7 protein-coding genes and 1 pseudogene are annotated in these 6,966 nt (G+C 72.1%); 3 read left to right on the forward strand and 5 right to left on the reverse strand.

Annotated elements, in window-relative coordinates; genetic code table 11:
* Positions 1-57 precede the first annotated feature (57 nt).
* Complete coding sequence (locus tag NOD94_RS39335; RefSeq protein ID WP_281211045.1) at positions 58-573, reverse strand: EF-hand domain-containing protein; 516 nt, start codon at positions 571-573, stop codon at positions 58-60.
* 295 nt (positions 574-868) lie between these two features.
* On the opposite strand from NOD94_RS39335, the gene NOD94_RS39340 reads away from it, so the two are divergent.
* On the forward strand, positions 869-1,447 hold the full coding sequence (locus tag NOD94_RS39340) for a sigma-70 family RNA polymerase sigma factor (RefSeq protein ID WP_281211046.1): 579 nt from the start codon (positions 869-871) through the stop codon (positions 1,445-1,447).
* On the forward strand, positions 1,444-2,703 hold the full coding sequence (locus tag NOD94_RS39345; RefSeq protein WP_281211047.1) for a maleylpyruvate isomerase N-terminal domain-containing protein: 1,260 nt from the start codon (positions 1,444-1,446) through the stop codon (positions 2,701-2,703). The genes NOD94_RS39340 and NOD94_RS39345 overlap by 4 nt, the downstream gene beginning before the upstream one ends.
* Positions 2,704-2,786: 83 nt before the next feature.
* Here NOD94_RS39345 and purU read toward each other — a convergent pair whose 3' ends face one another.
* Both purU and NOD94_RS39355 read right to left on the reverse strand, forming a co-directional pair.
* On the reverse strand, positions 2,787-3,659 hold the full coding sequence (gene purU, locus NOD94_RS39350) for a formyltetrahydrofolate deformylase (protein ID WP_281211048.1): 873 nt from the start codon (positions 3,657-3,659) through the stop codon (positions 2,787-2,789).
* 14 nt (positions 3,660-3,673) lie between these two features.
* Positions 3,674-4,120: a hypothetical protein gene (locus NOD94_RS39355; protein WP_281211051.1), complete on the reverse strand. Its 447-nt coding sequence runs from the start codon at positions 4,118-4,120 to the stop codon at positions 3,674-3,676.
* Between the two features lie 185 nt (positions 4,121-4,305).
* On the opposite strand from NOD94_RS39355, the gene NOD94_RS39360 reads away from it, so the two are divergent.
* Entirely contained in the window at positions 4,306-5,682 is a 1,377-nt protein-coding gene (locus NOD94_RS39360) for an ABC transporter substrate-binding protein (RefSeq protein WP_281211049.1), read from the forward strand.
* A 20-nt stretch (positions 5,683-5,702) separates the two neighbouring features.
* On the opposite strand, the gene NOD94_RS39365 is transcribed toward NOD94_RS39360, so the two are convergent.
* Positions 5,703-6,053, reverse strand: a complete 351-nt coding sequence (locus NOD94_RS39365; protein ID WP_281211050.1) for a hypothetical protein — start codon at positions 6,051-6,053, stop codon at positions 5,703-5,705.
* Between the two features lie 86 nt (positions 6,054-6,139).
* A pseudogene (locus NOD94_RS39370) lies at positions 6,140-6,966 on the reverse strand (hypothetical protein); the annotation flags it as partial.

The following is a 6,966-nucleotide window of genomic DNA, read 5'->3' on the forward strand; positions in this document are numbered from 1 at the left end:
GGCGCCGCGCCGGGTGGCGTGAGGGCCGGGTGGCGTGAGGCCCGGGTGCGGACCGGACTACGCGTCCGGGTCCACCCCGCAGTAGCCCGCGAACGCCGCCAGGATCTCGTCCTCGGAGATCCGGCCGTCGCCGTCCGCGTCCAGCACCGCCGCGACCTGGTCGGCCAGTTCGGTCGGGGTGCCGAGGACGCGCAGGACCCGGGTCGCCGCCGCCGGCGTCGCGCCGGCTCCGTCCTCGTCGGCGACGGCGATCACCGCCGACAGGAACGGCCGGGCGATCTCCGCGAACCGGTCCGGGCTGTCCCGCAGGCGCTTCGCGGCGCCGGTGACGAACTCCTCGCGGGACACCCGCTGGTCGCCGTCCACGTCGGCGATCCCGGCCATGCCCTGCCAGAACGCCTCGGCTCCGTTGAAGACGGCCTGGCCCTTGTCCGACCGCGCGGTGGTGCCGAATTCGGCCAGCACCGCCCTGGCGGCCGTACTGAAGTCCTCCCGGTCGATATAGCCGGACCCGTCCTGGTCGAACGTGGCGAATCGGGCGGCGATCTTGCGCTCGTATTCTGCGCTGTCCATAGTCGGCGTTCCGCCTTCACATGTGCGATGGGGTGCAGTTCAAGACAAGGCAGGAGCGTAAGCCCTGAGTGGCCCGAGCGTTAAGCGAAGCGGTCAAGCAGGTGGCCGCATCGAACCCGCGCACGGGGAGCGCGACGGGGCGCGTATGCGTGTGCCATCCCTGGGTAGGTGTCACGCCGTCAACGCGACGGGCGTAGCACGGGATCCATCCTTCCAGGGCGGGCTTCCGCCAAAACAGGCGCGTTCCGTCAGGTGCGGACTACATTCGACGGGTCGACACACGGCAGGGGGCACCATGGCGAAGGACGTTCCACCGCGCTGGGACCGACGCATGCAGCAGCGCCTGGCCCGCGGTGAGGCGGCGGCGCTCGGAGAGTTGTACGACCGGTTCGCCTCGCTCGTGCACAGCCTGGCGCACCGGGTCCTGGGCGACGAGAAGGCGGCCGACCGGATCACCCGCGAGGTCTTCGGGTACATCTGGGAGAACCCGGACGCCTACGACCCGAAGCAGGGATCCATGCGTTCCTGGGTCGCCCGGATCACCCAGGGCCAGGCCGTGGCCCGACTGCGCCAGGCCGAACTGGGCCGCGGCTCGCGGGAGGAGCTGGAGCAGAAGGTCCGCAGCGCCAACGCGGCCGCCCGCGCCGACTACATCGTGACCTCCATGCCCGCCCCGCTGCGGGCCGCCCTCGAACTGGCCTACTTCAAGCGCCGCGACTACCGGCAGGCCGCCGCCGACCTGCAGATCAGCGAGGACGAGGCGCGGCGCCGGCTGCGCCTGGGCCTCCAACTGCTGTCGACCGCCAACGTCCTCCCCCGCGAGGACCCCGCCCCGCCCGGATACGGCTCACGCGAATACGGAACGCCCCGATGACCGGCCCCTCCGAAGAGATCCCCGACGACGCCTACGAGCGCCCGGCGGGCGGTCCGGCGCGGATACCCGGTCCGCGGGCGGCGGGTGACGACCTGCGTCCGCCGCACCCGCTGCCCGCGCCCGCGGACGGACCGTCGCCCGCCCCCGTACCGGAGCCGCCCTCTCACGGCGTGCTGAAGTCCCTGCTCGGGGCGTGGGCGCTCGCCGCCTGCTCCGCCGAGGAGACGCAGGCCGTGGAGGACCACCTCACGGAGTGCGCGCCCTGCGCCGAGGAGGCGCTGCGGCTGCGCGACGCGGTCGGGCTGCTGCACCCCGAGGAGAGCCTGGACCTCAAGCCGCTGCTGCGCTCGCGGGTGCTGGAGGACTGCCTGGGCAAACGCCCGGCGCGGATCCCGGTGCCGGTGTGGGCGAGCCCGTACGACACCGAGACGGCGCGGCTCGACGCGCTGCTGCGGGACTTCGGCGACTCCGAGTGGCACACCCCCGTCCGGCTGAAGTGGTTCGAGGAGGAGCAGCGGCGCTCCCGCCGGACGACGGTGGCGGGCGTCATCGGACACCTGCTGACGGTGGACGGGCTCGTGGCGACCGCGCTCGGCCTGGACGATCCACTGGGCCCGGCGGCGCCGCAGGGCGGGCCCACGGGCCGTACCGAGCACTTCTGGAACTCCTCCCCGTACCCGACCACCCGGCAGGTCCGCGAACCGTGGCGGGAGCAGGGGCACACGCTGGTCCGCACGGTGTCGTTCGCGGGCCGGGGCGTGGCCGAACTGGGCGTGGACTACGGCGGGTTCGCGCTGCCGTTGGGCGACGCGTTCCTGGAACGGGCCTTCGAGTGCTGGGTGCACGCCTGGGACATCGCGGAGGCGGTGGACTACCCGTACGAGCCGCCTTCGGGCCCGGACCTGCACCGGATGATCGACCTCGCGGCGCGACTGCTGCCGGGCGCTCTCGCGGGCCGGCGCCGGTCGGGGCTGGCGGCCCCGGCGCGCGGACTGGTCGCGGCGGGCGCGCCGGGTCGGACGCTGCACCTGGAGATCGAGGGTGCGGGCGGCGGTGGCTGGGACATCGCCCTGGACTCGCCGGCCGCGAAGCCCTCGCGGGAGCACACGGTGGCCGAGGTGGCGTTGGACGGCCTCGAATTCTGTCAGCTCGCCGCCGGTCACATCTTCCCGGAGGAGGCCGCGGTGGGCCAGACCGGCGACCGCGAGGCGATCCGCGACGTGCTGTTCGCCGCCGCCTCGCTCAGCCGCCTGTAGGCGGGACGCCCCCGGCGCGATGCCCCTCCGGCCGGGGGCGTCGCGGGGGGTCTCGCGGGGGGGGTCTCGCGGGGGGTCTCGGCTCAGGCGAAGACGACCGTGCGGGAGCCGTTCAGCAGCACGCGGTGCTCGCTGTGCCACTTCACGGCGCGGGCCAGTGCCTGGCACTCGACGTCGCGGCCGATGGCGACGAGCTGGTCGGGGGTCACCTCGTGCCCGACGCGCTCGACCTCCTGCTCGATGATCGGGCCCTCGTCGAGGTCGGCCGTCACGTAGTGGGCGGTCGCACCGATCAGCTTCACGCCGCGCGCGTGCGCCTGGTGGTACGGCTTGGCGCCCTTGAAGCTCGGCAGGAACGAGTGGTGGATGTTGATGATCCGCCCGCTCAGCTCCTTGCAGAGGGTGTCCGACAGCACCTGCATGTAGCGGGCGAGGACGACCAGCTCGACGTCCTTCTCCCGGACGAGCTCCAGCAGCCGCGCCTCGGCGGCCGCCTTCGTGTCCTTGGTCACCGGGATGTGGACGAACGGCACGTCGTACGAGCCGACGAGCTCCGCGAAGTCGGTGTGGTTCGAGACGACCGCGGCGATCTCCACCGGCAGCGCGCCGATGCTCGACCGGAACAGCAGGTCGTTCAGGCAGTGGCCGAACTTCGAGACCATCAGCACGATCTTCATGCGCTCGTCGGAGCGGTGGATCTGCCAGTCCATCCGGAAGGACTCGCCGATCGCGGCGAAACTCGCGCGCAGCTTGTCGACCGTCAGCCCCGGCTCGGACTCGAAGTGCACCCGCATGAAGAAGAGGCCGGTCTCCCGGTCCCCGAACTGCTGACTGTCCACGATGTTGCACCCGGTCATGAAGAGGTAACTCGACACGGCGTGGACGATGCCCTGCTTGTCGGGGCAGGACACGGTCAGGACGTACTGGGGCTGCGCCTCGGGCTGCGGATCGCTCATGACCGCATAGCCTTTCACACCGCGCGGGTGAGGCTCCTCAAAACTTCCACGGAGCTGGGCCGGGCGTCCGGGTCCTCCCCGTCCGCCGCCGCCATCCGGACGTGGGCCTGCCGGGCGGCCCGTACGGCCTCGGGCCACGCGGGGTGCTCCAGGTAGACGGAGACGGGCGCGTCCGGGCCGACCTGGTGCAGGATGCGCAGCACCCGCAGCACGGCGAGGTCGACCGCGGCCGCCTCCTGCGCGTCGCGGAAGATCGTGCCGACGTACTTCTCGGCGGACCAGCTGTCGAGCCAGGTGTCCTCGACGAGCCGGTACACGGCGTCGGTGACGTCCCCGTACCCTTCGGCACCGGCCAGCCAGACCTCTTGCTGGAACCGCGGGTCGGAGAGCATGTGCAGCGCCGAGCGCACGTTGCTGCGCCAGCGCCACCACGGCATGTCGTTGAGGGGCATGCCGCCCATGGTGGAGGAGCGGCCGCCGCGGCGGGAAGAGTTCTTCGAACCTTGGGCGAATGTCACGCTTTCGATCGTACGTTCACCGCCGGCGCGATCTTGAGGCGCCCGCACCCGGCAATTCACCTCTGTGTCACCGGATGTTATGTACACCTCAGCATTCAGTTCCCCGTGGGGCGGAATGGTCGGTGGACATGACCAGTCGGCGAAGCTCAACCCCCTTCTCCCGCACCCTCCTTGCGGCGACGATGGGCGCGTGTCTCACCACCGCGTGCGGGGTGGTCCCCGGCGGCCCGGGAGGTTCCGGGGACACCATCACGGTCATGACGTTCGCCCCGATCGGCACCAAAGCCACCAACATGCCCGGAATGCCCGGCATGGCCAAGGCGTACGAGAGCTGGGTCAACGCCAACGGCGGCATCAAGGGCCGCAAACTGCGCGTACTGACCTGCAACGAGAAGAACACCCCGACGGGCGCCGCCGACTGCGCCCGCAAGGCCGTCGCCGAGAGGGCCGTCGCCGTCGTCGGCTCCTACAGCCAGCACGGGCGCGCCTTCATGGCCCCGCTGGAGGCCGAGGGCATCCCCTTCATCGGCGGCTACGGCGTCTCCGCCGAGGAGTTCCAGAGCACCCTGTCCTACCCCGTCAACGGCGGTCAGCCCGCCCTGCTGGCCGGCGCCGGACACCAGCTGGGCAAGGCCTGCGCGCAGGTGTCCCTGGTCCGCCCCGACACCCTCGCCGGGGACACCATGCCCGTCCTGCTCAACGCCGGGCTGAAGGCCAACAAGATGTCGGAGGCCTCCGACATCCGGGCCGCCGAGGACTCCGCCGACCTCACGCCGCAGGCGCGCGAGGCCCTGAACGGCTCCGCCTCGCCCGCCCCCGCCGGCACCCCCTCCGGCGCACCGTCCACCGGCCCGGCCGGCGGCTCGTCCGGCGGCCCGGCCGCGAAGGACACCAAGGACGGGAAGGACGGCAAGGACAACAAGCAGTGCGTGACGGCTGTCCTGGGCGAGCGCACCGAGACCTTCTTCGACGCCTTCCGCCGCATCGACGGCCAACACCGCAACCCGCAGATCTCCTCCGTGCTCGGCAGCGTCAGCCAGGCCCTGGTCGACCGCACCGGCGGCAAGGAGAGCCCCTTCGAAGGCGCGTACCTCACCAGCTGGTACCCGGTGTCCACCGACCCGCTGTGGGCGCCGATGCGCAAGGTGATCACCGAGCAGGCCTTCGGCGACGACAGCGTGGACCCCGACGACAGCGGGGCGCAGACCACCTGGATCGCGTACACCGTCCTGAACGAGGTCGTGAAGCGCTTCGGCGGCGACGAGGAGGTCACGGCCCGCAAGGTGGCCCACGCCCTGAACCGGTCCGAGAGCGTCGCGACCGGCGGTCTGACCCCCGACCTGAGCTGGCGCTACCAGGACATGCGGGCCGTCGCCGGCTTCCCCCGCCTGGTCAACGGCCGGGTCACCTTCCAGATCGTCCAGTCGGGCCGACTCGTCGCCCAGCCCGGCGAGCAGTCACAGGACATGACGCCCACCCTCGAAGGCGCCCCCCGCTCCACCTGACGCCGGGGCGTCGGAGCCGGTCAGCTCCCGTACTTGCCCGCGGGACGCCGGTGCGCGGGCGGCACCTCGGTGCCGTCGGGGAACGTGACGGTGGCGAAGCAGGAGGAGACCCAGACCTGGACGCACTCCGGCTCGTGGTACGTCTCGAAGGGGTGGTCGCTCCACGATCCGTACGACGTCACGATGACGGTCTCGCCGGGAGAGAGCCAGTAGTCCTGCCCGACGGGCTCCAGCCACAGCTCCAGGAGTTCCGTCCCGCCGTTCTGGAGCAGCATCGGGACGTGGTTGCCCAGCGTGCGGATGTTCTCATCGCTGAAGTCCCCGCCGAGCCGGTCCATGTTCGCGCGCAGCGGTGCCGTGATCGTCGCCATGCTCGGCACCGCCCCCGCGGCGTCCGGATCCTCCGGTCGCCGCGGCGACGAGCCGCCGAACAGCCGCTCCCACACCGCCCGGCGGGTCACAGCTGGGACTTGTCGCGCTGGGTGAGGCCGTACTTGGCCGCGATCCGGTTCCACAGGACCGCCGCCGACTCCTTGGCCTTCGTCGCCTCGCCGCTGGAGCGGTTGCCGTCGGAGGCGTTGTCGGTGGCCCTGGCCTTGCCGTCCTTGCAGCCCTTGTCGTCCTTGTCGTCCTTGTCGCCCTTGTCGTCCTTGTCGTCCTTGTCGTCCTTGTTGGCGTCGGGCTTGTTGTCACGGCCCGCATCGCCGGCCACGTCGTCGGCCCAGTCCGCGTAGCTGTTGTCGGCGTCCGCCGAGGCCTTCCAGGCCTTGTTGAGGGAGGCCGTGAGCTTCGCGTGGTCCGGGAGCTTGTCCACCTTGAGTTCCTGGAGCCGGGTGACCAGACCGTCGCGCTGGCGGGCGGCGTCGCGCAGGTCCTGGGACGCCTGGGAGAGGTTCTTGCAGACCTTGATGTCCTCGACGGCCTTGATCACCGCGGCGCGGCTGTCGTTGCTGTCGGCGAGGAGCTTGTCGAGCTGGACGGCCTGCGGACGGGCCGGGTCGGCCTGCGCCTCGCCCGCCGCGGACGCGGACGGGCCGGTCGACGCCGGCGCCTCGACCGCGACCGGGTCGTTGTTCTGGGCCTTCCCGTCGCCGAGCAGCGCCCCGACGCCGAGTCCGGCCACCGCCAGCCCGACGACCGCCGCGGCGATGACCGCCGGATGGATCCGGTTGGGGGCCGGCGGGGGCGCCGGGGGTGCGTACTGCTGCTGTTGCTGCGGCGGCTGCCCGGGATGGGGGCGGCCCGGGGCGAACTGCTGCGCGGCGGCCGGGGGCGGGCCGGCGG

The organism is Streptomyces sp. Isolate_45, assembly GCF_024721315.2.
Taxonomy (GTDB): Bacteria; Actinomycetota; Actinomycetes; order Streptomycetales; family Streptomycetaceae; genus Streptomyces.

Excerpts from the sequence above, each read along its gene's own strand:
- NOD94_RS39355 (WP_281211051.1), bottom strand. The coding sequence starts at position 4,120 with ATGGGCGGCATGCCCCTCAACGACATGCCGTGGTGGCGCTGGCGCAGC.
- purU (WP_281211048.1), bottom strand. The coding sequence starts at position 3,659 with ATGAGCGATCCGCAGCCCGAGGCGCAGCCCCAGTACGTCCTGACCGTG.
- NOD94_RS39365 (WP_281211050.1), bottom strand. The coding sequence starts at position 6,053 with ATGGCGACGATCACGGCACCGCTGCGCGCGAACATGGACCGGCTCGGC.
- NOD94_RS39345 (WP_281211047.1), top strand. The coding sequence starts at position 1,444 with ATGACCGGCCCCTCCGAAGAGATCCCCGACGACGCCTACGAGCGCCCG.
- NOD94_RS39360 (WP_281211049.1), top strand. The coding sequence starts at position 4,306 with ATGACCAGTCGGCGAAGCTCAACCCCCTTCTCCCGCACCCTCCTTGCG.
- NOD94_RS39335 (WP_281211045.1), bottom strand. The coding sequence starts at position 573 with ATGGACAGCGCAGAATACGAGCGCAAGATCGCCGCCCGATTCGCCACG.
- NOD94_RS39340 (WP_281211046.1), top strand. The coding sequence starts at position 869 with ATGGCGAAGGACGTTCCACCGCGCTGGGACCGACGCATGCAGCAGCGC.